The 18,258-nt window shown below is 42.5% G+C and carries 19 protein-coding genes; 9 read left to right on the forward strand and 10 right to left on the reverse strand.

Annotated features, from left to right (window positions below):
- Nucleotides 1–59: 59 nt before the first annotated feature.
- A complete protein-coding gene (gene cls, locus ACSBQP_RS11855; protein ID WP_065461600.1) occupies nt 60–1,562 on the reverse strand; it encodes a cardiolipin synthase in 1,503 nt (500 codons plus the stop codon).
- Between the two features lie 151 nt (nt 1,563–1,713).
- Here cls and ACSBQP_RS11860 point away from each other — a divergent pair, with 151 nt between their 5' ends.
- Entirely contained in the window at nt 1,714–2,682 is a 969-nt protein-coding gene (locus ACSBQP_RS11860) for a S66 family peptidase (RefSeq protein WP_435028438.1), read from the forward strand.
- 407 nt (nt 2,683–3,089) lie between these two features.
- Here ACSBQP_RS11860 and argS read toward each other — a convergent pair whose 3' ends face one another.
- The 5 genes from argS to speE all read right to left on the reverse strand — a co-directional run bounded on the left by argS (nt 3,090) and on the right by speE (nt 7,505).
- A complete protein-coding gene (gene argS / locus ACSBQP_RS11865) occupies nt 3,090–4,763 on the reverse strand; it encodes an arginine--tRNA ligase (RefSeq protein ID WP_048001121.1) in 1,674 nt (557 codons plus the stop codon).
- Entirely contained in the window at nt 4,760–5,182 is a 423-nt protein-coding gene (locus ACSBQP_RS11870; protein WP_007497707.1) for a DUF1934 domain-containing protein, read from the reverse strand. Before ACSBQP_RS11870 ends, argS begins: the two co-directional genes overlap by 4 nt.
- Nucleotides 5,183–5,306: 124 nt before the next feature.
- Nucleotides 5,307–5,654, reverse strand: coding sequence for a hypothetical protein (locus tag ACSBQP_RS11875; protein ID WP_435028439.1), 348 nt, complete (start codon nt 5,652–5,654; stop codon nt 5,307–5,309).
- 78 nt (nt 5,655–5,732) lie between these two features.
- A complete protein-coding gene (speB, locus tag ACSBQP_RS11880; protein ID WP_017360073.1) occupies nt 5,733–6,605 on the reverse strand; it encodes an agmatinase in 873 nt (290 codons plus the stop codon).
- A 69-nt stretch (nt 6,606–6,674) separates the two neighbouring features.
- Nucleotides 6,675–7,505: a spermidine synthase gene (gene speE, locus ACSBQP_RS11885; protein ID WP_017360074.1), complete on the reverse strand. Its 831-nt coding sequence runs from the start codon at nt 7,503–7,505 to the stop codon at nt 6,675–6,677.
- 225 nt (nt 7,506–7,730) lie between these two features.
- Between speE and ACSBQP_RS11890 the strand changes: the two genes are divergently transcribed.
- Nucleotides 7,731–9,800, forward strand: a complete 2,070-nt coding sequence (locus ACSBQP_RS11890) for a transglycosylase domain-containing protein (RefSeq protein ID WP_435028440.1) — start codon at nt 7,731–7,733, stop codon at nt 9,798–9,800.
- Between the two features lie 125 nt (nt 9,801–9,925).
- On the opposite strand, the gene ACSBQP_RS11895 is transcribed toward ACSBQP_RS11890, so the two are convergent.
- On the reverse strand, nt 9,926–10,444 hold the full coding sequence (locus ACSBQP_RS11895) for a YwhD family protein (RefSeq protein ID WP_007497712.1): 519 nt from the start codon (nt 10,442–10,444) through the stop codon (nt 9,926–9,928).
- Nucleotides 10,445–10,456: 12 nt separating this feature from the next.
- Nucleotides 10,457–11,113, reverse strand: a complete 657-nt coding sequence (locus ACSBQP_RS11900; RefSeq protein WP_231101399.1) for a site-2 protease family protein — start codon at nt 11,111–11,113, stop codon at nt 10,457–10,459.
- Between the two features lie 113 nt (nt 11,114–11,226).
- Here ACSBQP_RS11900 and ACSBQP_RS11905 point away from each other — a divergent pair, with 113 nt between their 5' ends.
- The gene (locus tag ACSBQP_RS11905) at nt 11,227–11,412 is read left to right on the forward strand and encodes a 2-hydroxymuconate tautomerase (protein ID WP_008343530.1); all 186 of its coding nucleotides are present in this window, start codon (nt 11,227–11,229) and stop codon (nt 11,410–11,412) included.
- A gap of 52 nt (nt 11,413–11,464) precedes the next feature.
- Here the strand turns inward: ACSBQP_RS11905 and ACSBQP_RS11910 are convergent, their stop codons facing one another.
- Entirely contained in the window at nt 11,465–12,277 is an 813-nt protein-coding gene (locus ACSBQP_RS11910; RefSeq protein WP_035389836.1) for a zinc-dependent metalloprotease, read from the reverse strand.
- A 374-nt stretch (nt 12,278–12,651) separates the two neighbouring features.
- Between ACSBQP_RS11910 and ACSBQP_RS11915 the strand changes: the two genes are divergently transcribed.
- Entirely contained in the window at nt 12,652–13,980 is a 1,329-nt protein-coding gene (locus tag ACSBQP_RS11915) for an LLM class flavin-dependent oxidoreductase (RefSeq protein ID WP_017368237.1), read from the forward strand.
- A 39-nt stretch (nt 13,981–14,019) separates the two neighbouring features.
- On the opposite strand, the gene ACSBQP_RS11920 is transcribed toward ACSBQP_RS11915, so the two are convergent.
- Nucleotides 14,020–14,904: a LysR family transcriptional regulator gene (locus ACSBQP_RS11920; protein WP_008343536.1), complete on the reverse strand. Its 885-nt coding sequence runs from the start codon at nt 14,902–14,904 to the stop codon at nt 14,020–14,022.
- 150 nt (nt 14,905–15,054) lie between these two features.
- On the opposite strand from ACSBQP_RS11920, the gene ssuE reads away from it, so the two are divergent.
- From ssuE to ACSBQP_RS11945, 5 genes are read left to right on the forward strand one after another with little or no spacing between them, the layout of a single operon-like run.
- Nucleotides 15,055–15,606 carry an NADPH-dependent FMN reductase gene (gene ssuE / locus ACSBQP_RS11925; protein WP_317328211.1) on the forward strand — a complete coding sequence of 184 codons (552 nt, stop codon included), beginning with the start codon at nt 15,055–15,057 and terminating at the stop codon, nt 15,604–15,606.
- Nucleotides 15,590–16,615 carry an LLM class flavin-dependent oxidoreductase gene (locus tag ACSBQP_RS11930; RefSeq protein ID WP_265154608.1) on the forward strand — a complete coding sequence of 342 codons (1,026 nt, stop codon included), beginning with the start codon at nt 15,590–15,592 and terminating at the stop codon, nt 16,613–16,615. The genes ssuE and ACSBQP_RS11930 overlap by 17 nt, the downstream gene beginning before the upstream one ends.
- The gene (locus ACSBQP_RS11935; RefSeq protein ID WP_008343541.1) at nt 16,615–16,869 is read left to right on the forward strand and encodes a glutaredoxin family protein; all 255 of its coding nucleotides are present in this window, start codon (nt 16,615–16,617) and stop codon (nt 16,867–16,869) included. Before ACSBQP_RS11930 ends, ACSBQP_RS11935 begins: the two co-directional genes overlap by 1 nt.
- Nucleotides 16,870–16,903: 34 nt before the next feature.
- Nucleotides 16,904–17,467 (forward strand): GNAT family N-acetyltransferase, encoded by a 564-nt coding sequence (locus ACSBQP_RS11940; RefSeq protein ID WP_008343543.1) that lies wholly within the window; start codon nt 16,904–16,906, stop codon nt 17,465–17,467.
- A gap of 13 nt (nt 17,468–17,480) precedes the next feature.
- Nucleotides 17,481–18,242 (forward strand): amino acid ABC transporter permease, encoded by a 762-nt coding sequence (locus ACSBQP_RS11945; protein WP_008343545.1) that lies wholly within the window; start codon nt 17,481–17,483, stop codon nt 18,240–18,242.
- The last annotated feature ends 16 nt before the right edge of the window (nt 18,243–18,258 follow it).

The following is an 18,258-nucleotide window of genomic DNA, read 5'->3' on the forward strand; positions in this document are numbered from 1 at the left end:
TATAGAGGAATCGTCATAGAAATACTAGATCAGGAAATGATTTCTTTCCCTGGAAACCCTCATAATACACCTGAAAACAATCGCGCAAACGATTCCTTTAAACGTTCCTTTAAGCCCCTTTTATAAAAATGAACCGGCCCCATTTGCTCACATTCTTTCATATCTTCCTCATAATGAGCCATCAATTGCTCGATCGGTTTCTTTGCCGCTGTAAAGACATTGACCTCAAAATTGAGTTGGAAGCTTCTCATATCAACATTGGCCGTTCCGACAGAGGCAAGCTCTCCGTCTGCAATCATGACCTTTTGATGCATGAACCCTTTTTGATAGTGATACACCTTGATGCCCTCTTTCAAAAGCTCAGAAAAATAAGATCGTGTGGCGTATTGCGTGAGAAATCCATCATTAATCTCAGGTACCATCACCCGCACATCCACCCCTCTTGTCGCCGCAATTTTTAACGCTGTGCGAATGGATTCATTTGGGACAAAATAAGGCGTCGCAATCCAAACAAATTGCTGTGCATTCGAAATGAGTGCGTCATATAAATCACTCATACTTTCCTTCATATCAGGTCCAGTCGGCACGACCTGAATGACATCTTCTCCTGTCACAGGATGCGGGGTGTGATACTTCGGATCATCAATTAACACTTCATCTGATACATACTCCCAGTCCAGCATAAAAATGGAGTGAAGTGTCTGAACGGCTTCACCCTTTAACATCGCATGTGTATCACGCCAAAAGCCGATGTTTTCATCGCGTCCTACATATTCCTTCCCGACATTGAGCCCGCCAACAAATCCTGTTTCACCATCAATAATCACGATTTTTCGGTGATTTCGGAAATTGAACTTTTGATTAAAGAATCCGTATTTTAATGGCAGAAAAGGAGCGACCTTTATCCCCGCCTGCTTCAATCGTTTAATATCTTTTCGTGAGAAGCGAATGCTGCCAGCCGCATCATAGATGAATCGAACCTCTACTCCTTCTTTCACTTTTTCAATCAAGATCTCCATCATCCGGTGACCGAGAAAATCAGATTTGAACATGTAATATTCTATATGGATGAACGTTTTTGCCTTTTTTAATTCTTCAAAAATACGTGGAAAGGTTTCCTCTCCATTCTTTAAAATCTCCATATCACTATTTGTATTTACATGCATCCCTGTCGCTTTTTCTGTGTAATGAAAAAAAGCACGCTGATTATCGGTTAAACGCGTCTCATCCGGCTTACTCTCAAGCTCTGATATTCTGCGTAATTTTTCTCGGTTATACATTCTCTTTGATTTAAACAAATGTCCTTTGACATAAAGCTGCCCCGAGAACAAATAAAACATATAGCCGATGATCGGGAAAAAGATCAGTACATACATCCATAACAGCGTGTGCTGTGATGTCCGGTTCTCTAGCATAAGCGAAATAATACTAAATAAAATGATGGCGATATAACTAGCTGCGTAAAGCTGAAAACCCCACGCCGGCACTGGCCACCAAAACACCACATATGCCCCGAATATCATGAAATATAAAAATAGAAATTCCAGTCTCCTCTTTTTCACATTCTCCGCCCTCATTCTGTCTTTTTCTCTTCCATACCCTTTGCACAGCTCGTCTGAAACGCACGGTTTGCTGCTTTCTTTTAGCTTTTACAGACTGCAGCGTTTTGATCCGATATAATGGAAAATATGTGAAGGAAGGGACGAATGACTTATGCGTACACCACCTGCTTTAACAAAGGGAAGCCACATTCGGGTAATTGCCCCAAGCCGAAGTGCCAGCATTTTATCAGAAGAAGGAATGGCTCAGGCCAAAAAACGTTTAGAGGCATTAGGATTTACTATTTCTTTCGGACAACACGTGTTTGAATGTGATCTGCATTCCTCTTCTTCTATTGAACACCGTTTAACTGATCTACATGAGGCATTCTCAGATGATGAAGTCGATGGCATTTTGACAGCAATCGGCGGCTTTAACTGCAATGAGCTTTTGCCTTATATAGATTATGATTTGATTCGTCAGCACCCAAAAGTTCTTTGCGGCTACAGTGATGTTACCGCACTTGCAAACGCCATTACCGCCAAATGTGACATGGTGACGTACTCAGGTCCTCATTTCTCCAGTTTTCAAATGGAACAGGGACAAGAAGAGCAGACAGCCATGTTTCAAGCGTGCGTGATGAGCAGCGAGCCATTTGATTTTACCCCTTCTACAAAGTGGAGTGATGATGCGTGGTACCTTGATCAAGCAAATAGGCAGTTTCATCCGACAACATGGGGAATTTATCAGGAAGGAACAGCTAAAGGCACCTTGTATGGCGGAAATCTTTGTACACTGAACCTATTGCAAGGGACATCCTTTATGCCTCACATCAAGGATGCCATCTTATTTGTGGAGGATGATGACTTGGTCTTTCCTGAAATGTTCGCCAGAGACCTTGCCTCGCTCTTGCAGCATGCCGACTCCATTAAAGGGTTAATCATCGGACGTTTTCAAAAGAAATCCAAGATGACAGAGGAACATTTGAGGTTCATTCTAGATAAACATCCAATGCTCAAACACATCCCGGTGATCTATGATGTAGACATAGGACATACACAGCCAGTCTTCACCTTACCGATTGGCGGGAGTGCCGAGCTATCCTGCTACGGCGGACAAATTCAATGGCGTGTTCATGCATAAATAAAACCTAAAAAGCACCCTCATATGTGGGTGCTTTTTCTATGCCATCGATTCTTTTTTTAAAATTTTTTAGAAAAAGTGATCCAACCCTTCATCCCCTTCGTTAAGTAGATGTAAAAAGAAAAGAGAGGAGGCAAAAACATGTTCTCTGATGTACTTAGCCAATTATTTGATTCTATTTCTAACATCATTAACACACTTGGGTAATTCCAATGACACGCACATACTACATGCTTTCTGAAAGGAGGATACGCTCATGTTCTCTGATGTACTTAGTCAATTATTCGATTCTATTTCTAACATTATTAATACGCTTGGTTAATTTTCAAAACCCGCTATCTCTCGAGAATAGCGGGTTTTTTTATATAAAGAAGCCCCGCTCATAAAATAGAGCGGGGCTTTTTGCATTACATTTTTTCCGGTGCAGATACGCCAATGAGTTTTAATGCGTTGGCTAGTGTAATTTGTGTCGCCTTCATCAGTGATAGGCGTGCTGTTGTTTTTGTTTCATTTTCAACATCAATGACCTTTTCGGCGTTGTAGAAGCTGTGAAGGGCTGATGCTAGATCATAGATATAGTTTGTGACGCGGTGCGGAATACGTTTTTCTGCTGCTTCTGCTACAACTTCTGGGAAGCTGCCGATGATTTTCAGAAGATCGTATTCTTTATCGGACTGAATGTGAGAGAAATCAGCTTTTTCAAGGTTTGGCTCGTAGCCTTTTTCTTCCCCTTGACGGAGCATGCTGCAAATTCTCGCATGTGCATATTGCGCATAGTACACAGGGTTTTCGTTAGACGTAGAAATCGCTAAGTCTAGGTCAAAGTCCATATGTGTCGCCGCACTTCTCATCGCAAAGAAATAACGAGTAGCATCTAAGCCTACTTCTTCAATCAAGTCACGCATTGTGACGGCTTTACCTGTACGTTTACTCATTTTCATCTTTTCACCGTTTTTGTAAAGGTGAACGAGCTGAATGATTTCGACTTCCAGTTTGTCCGCTGGATATCCGAGTGCTTGGATCGCCGCTTTCATTCGAGGAATGTAGCCGTGATGGTCCGCTCCCCAAATGTTGATGAGCTGGTCAAAACCTCTGTCCAATTTGTCCTTGTGATATGCGATATCTGGAAGCAAGTACGTGAAGCTGCCGTCTTTTTTAATCAGGACACGGTCCTTGTCATCACCAAAATCAGTTGAACGTAACCATGTTGCGCCGTCCTCTTCAAAGACATAGCCTTTAGCGCGAAGTGTTTCTAGCGCTGGTTCGATTTTTCCGTTTTCATATAAAGACGTTTCAGAATACCACACATCAAATGGGACACGGAAATTCTCTAGGTCGACACGTAGTTTTTCTAGTTCATATTTTAAACCGTACTCACGGAAGAATTTCATACGCTCTTCTTCTGATTCATGCACGAAACGGTCACCAAATTCATCCGCAAGTTTCTGCCCGATGCCTTTGATGTCTTCTCCTCTGTAACCGTCCTCTGGCATTTCTTTTTCAAGACCGAGCGCCTCAAAGTAACGTACTTCTACAGATAGAGCAAGGTTATTGATCTGATTGCCTGCATCGTTGATATAGTATTCACGGCTCACGTCGAAGCCTGCTTTATCAAGGATGTTGCAAAGAGAATCTCCTACAGCTGCGCCGCGGGCATGTCCAAGGTGTAAATCCCCTGTTGGGTTTGCCGATACGAACTCAACTTGAACCTTTTGGCCTTTGCCTGTATTTGTTTCTCCATATGCCTCTTTTGCTTCAAGGACTGCGGGAATCAGTTTTGTTAAGTATTGATTGTTCATATAAAAGTTGATGAATCCTGGACCTGCAATATCCAGTTTTTCAATTGAAGCTTTGCCTTTGTCAAAAGCTTTCACAATGTCCTCGGCGATTTGACGAGGTGCTTTTTTCGCAATGCGAGCAAGCTGCATCGCCATATTGGTGGAATAATCACCGTGAGTTTTGTCTTTTGGCACTTCCAAAAGAACATCCGGCACCTGGCTTTCATCAGCAAGTCCTGCTTTGACGACTGCCGCAATGATTTCTTCTTTTAACGCATCTTTGACCTGTTCTGCGATATTCATGAACGTAAATCCTCCTTATATGAAATCGATAATGTATGTAAATGCTTTTGATCTTCACCTGTCAGCATATCGTACGTAATGTGTAGAAGCCCATTGTCTACATCAAGATCAATACCATGTGTGTGCACATCGAGCTGAAGTGTGCCAAATGGCATCGTGTAATGTGTCACGGTCGTTTCTCCAATGAGAAAGCGCTGCTTCATTTGAATCGCACCTGATCTCATGACAAAAATTTCTTTTTCACTTATTTTGACAACAGTTTTTACTTGACCCATTTCATGTTCTTCATGGTAAGTGAGATACGTTTTGTCATTCTTCTCTTGATACGTTCCAGTTGTTCGGAATTCGATCGTTTCAGCCGGTTCCGTCTCTGGTTTCATCACTGACTTTACATGAATTGAAATTTGGTTTTGTGTCATTTTGCACTTCCTTTGCTAAGACCCGTTTAACTAAAATAGTATACCATAATCCCGATTGCCTATCATCCCATCATTTCTCTTCTTCGTGTGGATGAAACCCCATTTTTGATCTTCACATGTCTCTTTAGAAAAAAAGAAAAATGAAGCTCACCCCTATCACGAATCCAGTCTTGAGCCCTGCGCTTTTTCGATTGATGAGATAAAACAGTGCTTGGATACCTGAACTTGCCAAAAATGCCTGAAACAAATCAAATGGGAGAAGGTGCCCTTGCTTATAAACAAACTGCATCAACAGCGCGATGCCAGTGAGATAGAAAAAGCCTCGATCCTGAAACAGATGAACCATCTCATCCTTTGCCTCTTTTTTCGAGGTGAACGTCGGCGGACTCGCTGCAAGCTCTCTTTTCAGCGTAAGAAAGCCTGCCGCTAACACACATAAAGCGAGTAATACCATCAATACAGAAGAAAACATACCTGCCTCCTTTATCATGTCACCGATGTAAAAAAAAGAGCTTGTCCATATGAGATGACAAGCTCCTCTATCAAGATGTTATTTCACAAAACCAAGCAGCATTTCTCGTAAAAGTTTGCTTGCTGTGTTCGCTGTTTGATCGGAATGATCGTATACAGGCGCTACTTCCACAAGGTCTGCACCGACGACATGCACATCAGAACCAGCAATAGCATGAATAGATGCCAGCAGTTCTTTTGACGTAATACCGCCAGCATCCACCGTTCCAGTACCAGGCGCATGTGCCGGGTCAAGTACATCAATGTCAATTGTCACATAAACTGGGCGGCCTTTCAGCTTTGGTAATACTTGTTTCAATGGCTCCAGCACTTCAAATTTAGAAATGTGCATACCTGCTTCTTTTGCCCATTCAAATTCTTCTTTCATCCCTGAACGGATGCCGAAAGAGTATACATTTTCAGGTCCAATAAGTCCTGCCACTTTACGAATCGGTGTCGAATGTGAAAGCGGCTCACCCTCATATTCCTCACGAAGATCTGTATGTGCGTCCATATGGATGATGGCCAAATCAGGGTATTTCTTATACATCGCACGGAAAACCGGCCAAGACACAAGATGCTCGCCGCCCATTCCTAATGGAAACTTCCCTTTTTCTAAAATGCTGTCAACATACTCTTCAATTAAATCTAAGCTTTTCTGTGCATTACCAAATGGAAGCGGGATGTCGCCAGCATCAAAGAATGGCACCTCGTGCAGTTCACGATCTAAATAAGGGCTGTATTCCTCTAATCCAATGGATACTTCACGAATACGGTTCGGGCCAAAACGTGAGCCTGGACGGTAACTGACGGTCCAATCCATCGGCATCCCGTATAAAATGACTTTCGCATCTTCCCATGTTGGATGACTTCCAATAAACACTTTTCCTGAATAAGCCTCGTCGAATCTCATACAAGATTCCTCCTTTTACGCTTCAAAAAATGCGCAAACTTTCATTTGCGCATTTCCATTTCGCTTGATTTATTTGATTAAGTCGCTCACAAATTTCGGCAGAACGAATGCCGCTTTGTGCAATTCTTTTGTGTAATATTTCGTATCAATATCAAAGAAACGGCTGTCTTCTACAGCAAGTGGATCATACTTCTTAGAACCGATAGTAAATGTCCAAAGACCGCTTGGATATGTTGGGATATTCGCTGTGTAAAGCTTGGTAATCGGGAAAATTTCTTTCACATCACGCTGTACATTTGTAATTAACTCAGGTGTGAACCAAGGGTTGTCCGTCTGTGCAACGAAAATACCGTCTTCTTTGAGTGCTTTTGAGATTCCTGCATAGAAACCTTTAGAGAACAAGTTCACAGCTGGTCCAACTGGCTCAGTTGAGTCAACCATGATCACGTCATATTCGTTGTCGGCTTCCGCAATGTGCATAAAGCCGTCTCCCACTTTCACCTCTACACGAGGATCGTCTAGTTTCCCAGCAATTGAAGGAAGGAACTTCTTCGAGTATTCAATGACCTTGCCATCAATATCAACAAGTGTTGCTTTTTTCACACTTGGATGCTTCAGGATTTCACGAATGACACCACCGTCTCCTCCGCCTACAACAAGAACATTTTCCGGGTTTGGATGAGTGAAAAGAGGAACATGTGCCACCATTTCGTGGTATACAAACTCATCTTTCTCTGATGTCATCACCATACCGTCTAAAAACAGCATATTGCCAAACTCTTCTGTTTCCACCATTTCTAAATGCTGAAAATCTGTTTGTTCTGTGTGAAGGGTTTTGTTCACCTTCAATGTAATGCCAAAATTCTTCGTTTGCTTCTCTGTATACCAAAGTTCGCTCATCGTTCATCTTCCTCTCATCCAATAATAAACAAGCATCTATTGTTAGCGCCTTTTATCGGCTATGACTATATCGATTGTCCAAGAAAAAAGTATAGTGGATTCGTATCAAATTGTAAAGAACCGCATGAGATAACTTCATTTTTAAAGCGCACCCTTGCAGTCGCCTGTTTAAAACGGTTTTCTTTGTCCCATACTGATAAAAAACCGTCAAAATGGGGGCTTTGCATGGACACAATCATGAGTAATAAAAAAATCCGCATGACCGTGAAAACGATTCGGGCCTGTTTTTTTATCGGCTTGCTCGCTTTTCTATTTGCAGGCACAGTCTTTTTGACGATTCTTTTACTTGCTAAGTGGCAAGGCGCTCCCTCTGTTCAAGTTCCCCAATCTACGACCATTTATGCAGCCGATGGGTCTAAACTTGGCGAATCAAGCTTTGGAGAAAAGAGATACTGGGTTCCGTTAAAGGACATGTCCCCTCATATACAGCAGGCGGTGGTCGCAGTTGAGGATAAAACCTTTTATCAGCATCACGGCTTTGACGTGAAACGAATGGCAGGTGCTGCGGTGGCAGATATTCGTGCAATGGCAAAGGTACAAGGCGCCAGCACGATCACCCAGCAATACGCACGAAATTTATATTTAGATCATGATAAAACATGGAAGCGAAAGTGGAATGAAGCCTTTTACACCATCCGCTTAGAACAAAACTATACAAAAGATGAGATATTAGAAGGATACTTGAACACCATTTATTATGGCCACGGCGCATACGGCGTGGAAGCGGCATCCCGCCTTTACTTTGGGAAAAAAGCGAAGAACTTAACTTTAGCTGAGTCTGCCTTGCTTGCCGGTATTCCAAAGGGGCCTTCTCTCTACTCCCCTTATGTGAACGAAGAAAGAGCCGAAGCAAGAAAAAAGATGATCCTACAGCAAATGCAAGAGGATGGCATGATTACGAAAAAAGCGGCTGCTGATGCCAGCAAGGAAAAGCTGTCCTATCGCCCGCTCAAACAAAAGCAGCTACAAGCAAAGCAGGCCCCGTATTTTTATGATGATGTGATTCGCGAACTGAAACAAACGCTGGGTTTAACCGAGGAACAAATTGAAACGTATGGTCTTCATATCGAAACGACCTTACAACCTGAATTACAAAAAATCGCTGAAAAGACTTTAACCAACATCATGGATTCTGAATCAGATATCCAAATCGGCTTTGCTGCCATCCATCCCCAAACAGGGCATGTACTCGCCCTCATAGGCGGGAGAGATTACGAGAAAAGCCCATTCAATCGTGTCACACAAGCAAAAAGACAGCCGGGTTCAACAATGAAACCACTCCTCTATTACATGGCTTTGCAAAATGGGTTTACACCAGCAACCGTGATGCGCAGTGAAGAAACTGTTTTTGAACTGGATGATCAAGGAAGCGGCGCCGCTTATTCACCAAGCAACTATCACGGCTATTACGCCAATGACGGTATTACGATGCTTCAGGCTTTGGCTCTATCTGATAACATTTATGCGGTCAAAACCCATCTATTTTTAGGAATGGAACAGCTTGTACGTGCAGGTAAGACGTTCGGGATTCACGAAAAACTAGATCAAGTGCCTTCACTTGCGCTAGGTACTTCACCTGTCAAACCAATCGAAATGACCAATGCTTACGCGATGCTTGTCAATGGAGGAAAACGCGTCAAGCCAACCTTTATTACGAAAGTAACGGACGCAAAGGGCAACGTGCTCTTTGAGGAGAAACAAAAACGAGAGCAAGTACTAGATGAAAAAGCAGCATTTGTCACCACTGACATGATGTCAGGGATGTTCAATCATCAATTAAATGGCTATACAAGTGTCACAGGTCGTACCATTTCAAAAGATCTTACCAGAACGTATGGAGGGAAATCGGGGACGACAGGCGCTGACAGCTGGATGATCGGCTTCTCTCCCCAGCTCGTCACAGGTGTGTGGACCGGCTACGATAAAGGACGCACCATTGACTCGGTCAAAGAAACCGCCTATGCGAAAAAGATATGGGCTTCCTTTATGGAATCAGCTCTCTCAAACCAGCCAGCCTCCTCCTTCATGCCGCCAGACGGTGTAAAAGGCGTATATATCAATCCAAAAACCGGTGATCTCGCAGGCCCAGGATGCGAATCAAAGGTATTTACCTATTTTATAGAAGGAACGGAGCCGACCGGTGTCTGCTATGGTGCCGAGAACAAAGCTTCTGAGCAAGACAAAGCTCAAGATCAACAGCCTAAAAAATGGTGGGAAAAGTGGCTGAAACGTTAAAAATGGACATGAAAAACCCCGAGATCTGCATCTCGGGATTCTCCATGTCCTAGCTTTAACACCAGTTTACTGAAAAAACGCTTGGAATTGGTATCCATTCATCATTCTTCACAAAAATTTCACAATTACTCAGGAACAGCCAATCCTTCTTTTAATTCATCTGTAGATGCTTCCCATAACGCTTCATTGTGACTCTTCAAGAAATCAGCGAGCACCTTTTTCGAACCATCATCCATATGACTGACAACGATTTTACGCTTCATGGATTTATCCATTAAATTCACATGTTCAGGAAGTGACTTATATCCTCTGCGGATCGAGCGGTCAACTGTCATTTCACAAGCTGTGACTCCTGCATAATATGGCCCCTCTTCTCTGCGGTCAATCGTCACCCATACGAGCCAATACGGTTTTCCGTTAGGTACCTCTTCTTTGGTTTTTAAAAATTTAATTCCTTTTTCGACGGCACTTCTTGCATGCATCGCACCAATATCAATGACGGCTTCCTTTTCCTCCACATCAATGATCACCGGCGAGATATTATCAAGGCTGAGGGCACCTGCCCCAAAACCTCCATGCCCATCCGTTGCATCTGTTTTTTTAATGATATTAAAACCAATTGGTTTCTTCTTTTTACCTTCCATTCATTAGACCTCCTAAAGCAGCGGCTTAAAAATAAGATTGAACCAGTCAATAATTTGATTACGCATTCCGATCAACGGACCAAAAACAAACTGACCTAGCGGTGTGATGACGAAGATGAGGAAAATGATGATCCCATACTGTTCAAATTGCGTCATCTTTGCACGGATGCCGGGACTGACAACATCCTCAATAATACGATATCCGTCCAGCGGCGGAATCGGTAATAAGTTAAATAGGAACAAAATCACGTTCAAGTTAATAAAGATTTGGAAGAAATAATCGACCCCCGGCTCAAAGCGCATCAGCGACTCCCCGCCAAATTTCTGAAGAAGCACGTACACAAAAAAGCCCAGAAACGCCAACACCAAGTTACTTAATGGGCCAGCAATCGAGACGCAGATTCCTGCTAAGCGCGGGTTTTTAAAATGGTACCGATTCACAGGTACAGGCCTCGCCCAGCCAAACCCAGCCACAAAGATCAAGATCGTCCCGAAAATATCAAGGTGCTTCAATGGATTGAGCGTCAGTCTCCCTTGATTTTTAGCTGTCGGATCTCCAAAACGATACGCAACATATGCATGCGCCAGCTCGTGCATCGTAAAAGCCACAACAAGCGTAATGGCGACATATGGAATCAGTTCTAATGGATAAACAAGAAATTGGTCCAAAGGCATGAATCCCTCTTTCTTTCTATACAATGATTTACTTCATTCAGTATACTATAAGAAGTCCCTTAAACTAAAGGGAAGCGTAGCACTACAGGAAAAAGGAGGTTGCCATCATGCCGATTATCACCGTTCAAATGCTTGAAGGAAGAACAGATGAGCAGAAAAGAGCTCTTGTGGAGAAAGTCACAGATGCCGTTGTTGAAACAACAGGCGCAGGTGCAGAAAAAGTCTCTGTCATTATTGAAGAAATGAAAAAAGAACATTATGCTGTAGCAGGAAAGCGAATGAGCGACCTGTAAGCATATAAAAAGGACAAACACTTTTTCGGTGTTTGTCCTTTTGTCTCTTACCTTATCTGTACCAAGCTTTATTACGGTTCACTTGATTTTTATGAGCCGCATCGAAGTAATCGACAGTGTAAGAATAATCATAATTCATTAAGCAGACAATTCCGCTGCCTTGAGGGTCATGCGGCAAACCAAAGTTATGGCCGTATTCATGTGTAGCCGCTTTTGCTGTATTCGCTGTTCCTTGATCAAGGTTGACGCTGAATGCACTTCCGCTCGGTGCACTATTGTAAACATAAGCGATTCCGCCAGCATCAAAGTTTGGATTTGCTGTAAATCCTGTGACAAAATCGTATCCTCTGCCATCAAAGCTGCGCTGAAGGTTAGACAAAATTTGTGATGCATTTGATCCTGAAGACGTCCAAGACCCTACGGCTTGTACGACAAAGTCCACATCATGATCACGGTTAAATGTCACATCCGCTTGCTCAATGATGCTGACAATGCGCGTCTGCCAATCACTATATTTCGCACGATACTGCGCATCAGCTACTGCATAGACGGTCACTTTCTGACTGCCTGTACTAGCTTTTGTTGAAATCGAATCTCCTGTATTTGCTTTAAAGGTTCTAGACCCTACCTGTTTACCAGACTCATCTAAAATCTTTGTTGTCACATCTCTTTCAATAGGAGGTGCCTTTGTCAAATCTTTAAAATCGTTTGCCTTTGGCAACCCTTCACTAATATGTGTTTCAAACGGCGCATGACCATGATCATGCCCATGACCTGCACTTGCAACTGGTGCAGAAGCTGAACTTACCCCCGGTAACAAACTACCTACCAATAAAAATGACAAAAAGACTGAACGCTTTTTCATTCCTATCCCTCCTTTGTTTTTCACAAGGTTATATATTCACTGAAAATTCACCATTTTCCTTCTATTCAGTCAAAAACAGGAAATTGGATATACAGGAAGAAAGTCGAAACATGTCATTTTCACTAATTTTTCGGATATTTTGACACACATTTTATCAAAAAACAGAACTTTTGATCTGGGACATTCGCTTAGCAAACATCCATCTTTTTCTAAAGTGCTGTTATAGACCCAGCCACACCATATAAAGAAGCAAAAATTGATATTAGAAAAGATAAATTCAGACTTTACTGATACGAATTATACTTCTTTGCGATTCTCCCTTATGATGAAGAACATAAAAACAATGCTATTTCAAAACAGAAGGGACGATCCACATGTCTGAAAACAAGCACATACAATTTGGATTGATGTTACATGGTCCAGGAGGTCATATGAATGCATGGAAGGATGAATCCGTTCCAGCAGATGCAAGTGTGAACATTGATTATTATCAAGCAATGACAAAAAAGGCAGAAGCAGCGGGTTTCCGTTTTGTCTTTGTCGCAGATGGCTTATATATTCATGAACATTCAATTCCTCATTTCTTGAACCGATTTGAACCATTAACCATCTTATCCGCTCTTGCAGCGGTCACGAAACAGATTGGACTTGTGGGCACCGTATCCACTTCTTACAGTGAGCCCTTTACCATTGCACGGCAATTCGCATCCCTAGATAAATTAAGTAAAGGCCGGGCCGGATGGAATGTTGTGACTTCCCCACTTGAAGGCTCTGCTGAAAATCACATCATTCGTCCGCATCCAAGCCATTCACTTCGATATGAAATTGCAGAAGAATACTTAAAAGTAGTGAACGGCCTATGGAGCTCATGGGAAGAAGATGCTTTTATAAGAGATCGATCAACAGGGGTTTTCTTCGATCGGGATAAACTGCACACATTAAACCATCATGGCAAACACTTTTCTGTCAAAGGTCCTTTGAATATCGAACGATCTGAACAAGGTCAGCCCGTGATTTTTCAGGCAGGTGCGTCAGAGGCAGGAAAGGATCTAGCCGCAAAAGAAGCGGACGCAGTATTTACGAATGCAGACTCACTTGAGAAGGCGAAAGCATATTACCGCGACGTGAAAAATAGAGCCGCAGCGCTGGGCAGAAATCCAGCTGATATCAAAATTTTCCCTGGCATCCACCCGATTACAGGGAGAACAGTCGAAGAAGCAGAAGAAAAATATGAAGCCATTCAACATCTGGTTTCTATTGAAGAAGCCCTTCATTACCTGGGCAGGTTCTTTGATCACTTGGACTTCAGTCAATTTCCACTTGATGAGCCATTTCCTGATATCGGTGATGCCGGTTCAAACAGCTTTCAATCCACAACAGAATCGATTAAAAAAATGGCGAAAGAACAAAACTTGACCTTAAGAGAAGTCGCTCTACGAGTGACCACTCCCAAAAGTGCTTTTTTCGGAACTTATGAACAAGTGGCAGACCAGCTGATCCAATGGATCGAAGAAGATGCCGCAGATGGATTTATTTTTGGCGCGCCTATTCTAGCAAGCGGTTTATCTGAATGGACGGAACACGTCATTCCGATATTAGTAGAAAGAGGATATTACGACCCGAATTATCCAGCTCATACCCTTCGTGAAAATTTGGGTCTGCCTATTAAGAAAAATCAGTTTCTTAAACAAACCGTGAAATAAACATGAAAAGAGGGGTTAGCTCAAAGGCTACCCCTCTTTTCATGTTGGTTGATGAAGTCGATTTTCGATGAGATCAATGAATTGAAGTACGGCTCTTCCTGGCGAATCATTTGTTTTCCTCAATAGACCAACTGGCGGGGAAACATGAATGCCCTTTATTTCTAATACCTTGGTGCCTGGAAGGGTAAAGGAATGAGCAGTTCGTGTAAAAAGAGAGACACCTAATCCAGCCTGAACATAATGTTTATGGGACATGCTGCTCGTAATCTCTAACTTATTGTAATTGGTCCCAATGACATCGACGATTTGTTGTTCAATTTGAATACGGATGGGGCAATTGTGTGGCGTGAATAAAATGGTCTCATCCTTTAAATCTGTCACCTCCACTACCCCTTTTTCCGCTAATCGATGGGAAGACGGGACGAGCAGCACGATATCATCTTGAAAAAGAGGCTTATAGCTATTCTCCATCGAAGCTTCTGGTGCTCCGCAAATCGCAAAATCAATCTCATCATGAGAAAGTAAGGAACTCAACGTATTCGCATCCGCTACTTGCACAGAAAATTCTACATTAGGAAACCTTTCCTTGAATTCTGCAATAAGTGCAGGAAATTCTAAGCTGGCTGTAGGCTCAGAAACACCGATGCGAATGAACCCCGCAATGCCCACTTCTAAATCTTGGAGTGTTTTCGTCAATTTCTCATATTCATTGAGTAAAGAATTGGCTCTTTCATAAAAAAGCTGTCCTGATGCTGTTAACTTTAAGGTCTTCCCTCTTTCTAGAAGCTTCTCTCCAATTTCCTCTTCTAAATGTTTGATGTGCAAAGTGATGGTTGGCTGAGAATAATTCAGCGCTTCTGCTGCTTTTAAAAAATTTCCGTATTTCACGATCGTGGCAAAGGTGCGTATCGCTCGAATCTCCATGAAAACCCCTCTTCTCCCTATATTTTAAATATCTGAATCGTGTATTTATGATTACTAATTATACTTTTCTATTGGTTTGCCTTATTATAATTTATATTATCAACTATTCCAAGTTGTTTAGAAGGAATTATCAGAAATGGAGGAGACGAATTGGCAAAAGTAACGATTATAGCAGGCGGGCATTCCGTCCAATCTCGGTTAACCGGTGTCCTGCAACATATCCATCATCGTTTGGCGTTACATGGGATTGATGTTCATGTCATTCAAGTCCACCAGCTTCCTAGCGGCGCCTTAATAGGAGCAGATTTTTCAAACGAAGACATTGTGAAAGCCATTGAGCTTGTGAATGAGAGCGACGGTGTCATTGTGTTAACACCTGTCTACAAAGCGTCTTTTTCCGGTATTTTAAAAACTTTTTTAGATCTACTCCCCCAGAAAGCGTTACAAGGGAAACCCGTTCTTCCCTGTGTTTTAGGAGGAACATACGGACATTTACTCGTCATTGAATATGCACTTAAACCTATTATTCATCAACTCGGTGCAACCGTCGTTCAATCTGGCGTGTATGTTGTCGATCAACAGGTCTCAAAGCAGGATTCAGATAGCTATGTGCTTGATCCAGATGCCACAAACAGATTAAACCTCGCACTATCTCAATATCAAAGTCTAATAGGAGGAACAGCCAATGTCGCTCATCCTTAGTATTCTTGATCAAAGCCTCGTCAGTGAAAACGAGAAAGCAGAGACGGGTATTCAGCATACTGTCAGATTGGCTGAAGCAGCAGATCAGCTTGGTTATCACAGGTTTTGGGTGTCTGAACATCACAATAATTCTCAAGTGGCAGGATCATCCCCTGAAGCCCTCGCTGGTTATCTTTTAGCAAAAACGAACCATTTGCGAATTGGGTCTGGCGGTGTCATGCTTCAGCATTACAGCCCGTTTAAGGTGGCTGAAACATTTCATGTACTGGCATCACTAGCGCCTGGCAGAGTCGATTTAGGCGTTGGGAAAGCACCGGGAGGGTTGAACCTCTCGACACAAGCGCTTCAGGAAGATTATCAAGCGTCACGGAAAGACTTTTCTCAAAAATTAGTGGATCTCAAAACGTATCTTACTGAACAAGCAAATGAATTAAATGCTCAGCCGATTCCTAGCGTATCACCCGACATGTTCCTTCTAGGCGGCAGTATTGAGAGCGCGGAATTCGCAGCAAAACTTGGGATATCCTTTGTGTTTGCCTATTTTATTAACGGGGATGACGCATTATTAAAAGAAGCAAGAGAGACTTTTCAAAAATTCAAGACACAGAACACGCACCAGCAATTTCTTCTCGCCATCACCGTATCTGTAGCAGAAGACCACGAACAAGCCCTCTCGTACATCAAGCAAAAGGAAACAGTAAAGGTCTCCTTTTCCGATGGAAGAAAGCTTAATGTGACGTCACTAGAAGATGCTGAAAAGCTGGTGAAAGGAACAAACAAGGAACACTACAACATTCACGTTCAAAAAACCGGTTATACCGCTGGCACAAAAGAAACCGTTCATCACCGGCTGACTGAACTAGCCGAGACATATGAGATCAACGAGTTCATTGTGCTATCTCCGATTGTAGACATTGAGGCAAGAATAGCGTCTATCACATTATTAAAAGAAGCATTTGATCATGAACTAACAGCCAAAAACCAAATAAACCAAGAGGTGAGCGTCTAATGTCAAATAATCAAAAAATCATTTTATGGAGCAAAAATGGATGCAGCTATTGTCAGGACATTCAGTCCTATTTCAACGAACAGCACATTACTTATTCAACCATTGATGTAACAGAACATGATCATTACAGAAATATTTTAGAAGAAAAATACGGCGTCCGTTACGTGCCAGTAGTAGAAATCAGCCGTGATCCCCACGTGTATCAAGCATTGCTGAATCCAGATATCGATGCTTTACGAAAAGCGTTGAGCTGACATTACACACTACCCTTTTGATTGGAGGTTTGTCATGAGTCGAGATATTTTTCGCATCGCTACCGAAGAAGATGCACCGGCTTTTCTAGAATTGCTGTCCAGTGCATTTAAACCGCTTGGAGAAATGGGCATTGATTGGCCATCCACGAACGCCACACTTGAAATGGTCACAGAAAACATCAAACAATCTGTTGCTGTTGTGTTAGAACGAGACGGGCGTCTCATATCAACCATCACCATACGTTTTCCATGGGAGAGCACTCAACCGGTTTCAGGCTATCCATTTGTTTGGTGGTTTGCCACAGCTCCTGATTTAGCCGGTCAAGGGATTGGAAATAAGCTGCTCGATTATGTAGAAAACACCTTGCTCCGGCAGACATTTAAAGCACCAGCATACACACTGGGCACTTCTGGCCGAAAGCACCCCTGGCTTCTAGAGATGTACGAACGAAAAGGCTATACAGCATATATTGAACGTGAAGCCGATAATGGCGACTTAGGTGTATTAATGTATAAAGTCCTCATCCCTGAACGGTTCGATGCCGCCATATTAGGCGCACCGCCCTCAGAAGAAAAAGTCCAAACGACTTCAACATAGGAGGTGATTCAACATGGGGGAGTTTTTCAAATGGGAGTATGTCGTCACACTCTTCCCTAAAGTATTGTCAGCCCTTCCAACAACCTTACTGATCGTTTTATTTGCCACTTTGATTGGCAGTTTTCTTGGATTCATTCTTGCTTATTTTCGAATTGAGCGTATTCCCATCCTGCATCAGCTCAGTGCAATTTATGTCTCATTTATTCGCGGAACACCTATCCTTGTTCAAATGTTTATTGTGTTTTATGGCCTGCCTGGTGTGCTTGCAACAATTGGGCTTGATATCTCCATGTGGAACAAATTGATCTTTCTGTATATTACATATGGACTCAATACAGCTGGGTATTTTTCAGAAATATTCCGATCTGCCCTATCGAGTGTCCCAGCATCTCAATATGAAGCGGCCGCCTCGATTGGACTGACGAAATGGCAGATTTATAGAAGAACGCTTATTCCTCAAGCAGGGAGAATCGCCCTACCTAATATCGGCGTGGCCATTGTCAACTTATTACAAAATACCTCCCTCGCCTTTACATTAGGTGTGATGGACATGATCGGAAAGGTTCAAACATTAGGGGCTTTATACTATCGCGTATTAGAAGGATACTTTATTGCTGCCGTTATATTTATCATTTTAAGTATGGTGTTAGAAAAATCATTTGACCTATTGGAAAAACGGATCAATACACCGAAAACAAAAAAACAGCGTCAGACGGCATTGCTTCCCTTAAAAAGAGCCGAAGCGGCCTTTACTGTAGAAAAACGTGCAAAATAAACTGAGGAGGAATTTA

This window comes from Bacillus sp. G402 (genome assembly GCF_051172515.1).
GTDB lineage: Bacteria > Bacillota > Bacilli > Bacillales > Bacillaceae > Bacillus > Bacillus altitudinis.

Excerpts from the sequence above, each read along its gene's own strand:
- ACSBQP_RS11860 (WP_435028438.1), top strand. The coding sequence starts at position 1,714 with ATGCGTACACCACCTGCTTTAACAAAGGGAAGCCACATTCGGGTAATT.
- argS (WP_048001121.1), bottom strand. The coding sequence starts at position 4,763 with ATGAATATCGCAGAACAGGTCAAAGATGCGTTAAAAGAAGAAATCATT.
- ACSBQP_RS11870 (WP_007497707.1), bottom strand. The coding sequence starts at position 5,182 with ATGACACAAAACCAAATTTCAATTCATGTAAAGTCAGTGATGAAACCA.
- ACSBQP_RS11875 (WP_435028439.1), bottom strand. The coding sequence starts at position 5,654 with ATGTTTTCTTCTGTATTGATGGTATTACTCGCTTTATGTGTGTTAGCG.
- speB (WP_017360073.1), bottom strand. The coding sequence starts at position 6,605 with ATGAGATTCGACGAGGCTTATTCAGGAAAAGTGTTTATTGGAAGTCAT.
- speE (WP_017360074.1), bottom strand. The coding sequence starts at position 7,505 with ATGAGCGAACTTTGGTATACAGAGAAGCAAACGAAGAATTTTGGCATT.
- ACSBQP_RS11890 (WP_435028440.1), top strand. The coding sequence starts at position 7,731 with ATGGACACAATCATGAGTAATAAAAAAATCCGCATGACCGTGAAAACG.
- ACSBQP_RS11895 (WP_007497712.1), bottom strand. The coding sequence starts at position 10,444 with ATGGAAGGTAAAAAGAAGAAACCAATTGGTTTTAATATCATTAAAAAA.
- ACSBQP_RS11905 (WP_008343530.1), top strand. The coding sequence starts at position 11,227 with ATGCCGATTATCACCGTTCAAATGCTTGAAGGAAGAACAGATGAGCAG.
- ACSBQP_RS11910 (WP_035389836.1), bottom strand. The coding sequence starts at position 12,277 with ATGAAAAAGCGTTCAGTCTTTTTGTCATTTTTATTGGTAGGTAGTTTG.
- ACSBQP_RS11915 (WP_017368237.1), top strand. The coding sequence starts at position 12,652 with ATGTCTGAAAACAAGCACATACAATTTGGATTGATGTTACATGGTCCA.
- ACSBQP_RS11920 (WP_008343536.1), bottom strand. The coding sequence starts at position 14,904 with ATGGAGATTCGAGCGATACGCACCTTTGCCACGATCGTGAAATACGGA.
- ACSBQP_RS11930 (WP_265154608.1), top strand. The coding sequence starts at position 15,590 with ATGTCGCTCATCCTTAGTATTCTTGATCAAAGCCTCGTCAGTGAAAAC.
- ACSBQP_RS11935 (WP_008343541.1), top strand. The coding sequence starts at position 16,615 with ATGTCAAATAATCAAAAAATCATTTTATGGAGCAAAAATGGATGCAGC.
- ACSBQP_RS11940 (WP_008343543.1), top strand. The coding sequence starts at position 16,904 with ATGAGTCGAGATATTTTTCGCATCGCTACCGAAGAAGATGCACCGGCT.
- ACSBQP_RS11945 (WP_008343545.1), top strand. The coding sequence starts at position 17,481 with ATGGGGGAGTTTTTCAAATGGGAGTATGTCGTCACACTCTTCCCTAAA.